Raw genomic sequence first — 626 nt, 5'->3', positions numbered from 1 at the left:
GGAAGCGCCCCAAAATCAAACACGAATTACTCCTTAACCTTGGCCGCTTGGCTCGGGTATTGACTGACGATAAATCGGTGACGGCGGGTCGCCTGGGCGCCCGACCCCCGCAGCGTGGGCGGCCGCCGGTGATCGCGGCCAACCGGGCGTTGGTGCAGCAGTTGCAGGCCACCAACGTGATCGGGCAGAACACCGGGGCGATCGCATTCCACGCCGACGCCGCCGTCATCAACGACCCCGACCCCGGACCGGCATAAATCCGCGCCGAATTAACCTCCGGCGGAAGCGCCCCAAAATCAAACACGAATTACTCCTTAACCTTGGCCGCTTGGCTCGGGTATTGACTGACGATAAATCGGTGACGGCGGGTCGCCTGGGCGCCCGACCCCCGCAGCGTGGGCGGCCGCCGGCCCGGCCGTTGCGCTGTCCGCTGACCCGCTGGAACGGGGCGCCTCCCACCCGGACCGTCGAGTCACGGGCAGCGAGAAGACGGGGCGGCGCTCTAGCCTTCGCAAGCAAGCGCATCGCTTGAAGCCAGCTATCTAAAACACTCGCGAGGGAAACACATGGTTCGAGCCGGGGGGTTCGTAGGTGTTTGACTTCGGGGCGTTACCGCCGGAGATCAA

General features: G+C 65.0%; 2 pseudogenes. One reads left to right on the top strand and one right to left on the bottom strand.

Annotation, left to right across the window (positions count from 1 at the left end):
- Nucleotides 1-122 precede the first annotated feature (122 nt).
- Nucleotides 123-206 (top strand): annotated as a pseudogene (locus tag A9X05_RS32160) (PPE domain-containing protein); the annotation flags it as partial.
- Here the strand turns inward: A9X05_RS32160 and A9X05_RS32155 are convergent.
- Nucleotides 197-304 (bottom strand): annotated as a pseudogene (locus A9X05_RS32155) (PPE domain-containing protein); the annotation flags it as partial. The pseudogenes A9X05_RS32160 and A9X05_RS32155 sit on opposite strands and share 10 nt — an antisense overlap.
- Between the last annotated feature and the right edge of the window lie 322 nt (nt 305-626).

The sequence above is a fragment of the Mycobacterium sp. E3298 genome, assembly GCF_001666895.1.
Classification (GTDB): Bacteria; Actinomycetota; Actinomycetes; order Mycobacteriales; family Mycobacteriaceae; genus Mycobacterium.
The sequence above is the reverse complement of the archived record's forward strand: the minus strand, read 5'-3'. Positions and strand labels throughout refer to the sequence as shown.